1 pseudogene is annotated in these 254 nt (G+C 51.6%); it reads left to right on the top strand.

Annotated features, from left to right (window positions below):
• A pseudogene (locus AC0T7J_RS25670) lies at window positions 1-209 on the top strand (hypothetical protein); the annotation flags it as partial.
• Window positions 210-254: the final 45 nt, after the last annotated feature.

Genomic DNA, 254 nt, shown 5'->3' with positions numbered 1-254 from the left:
CTGACGAATTAGACCAGGCCGCAGCGCTTGAAGAACTGGAAAGAACCATAGCCCTGGCTAACCGTAAACGCCCGGAAATGCAGTTTACCGGTGCCTGCTATAACTGCGAGGAGTCAGTAGATAAAGGTTCTTCTGTTGTAGCGAATGCAGGGAAGACTATGAGCGCATTGAGCGCGCTAAGCAGCATAGGAGAGTGGCATGAGTATTGAGTGGAATGGCGAAGGTTTGCCGCCGGCTGGATTTGAGTGTGAGTA

This window comes from Pantoea sp. E956-1 (assembly GCF_982223955.1).
The sequence above is the reverse complement of the archived record's forward strand: the minus strand, read 5'-3'. Positions and strand labels throughout refer to the sequence as shown.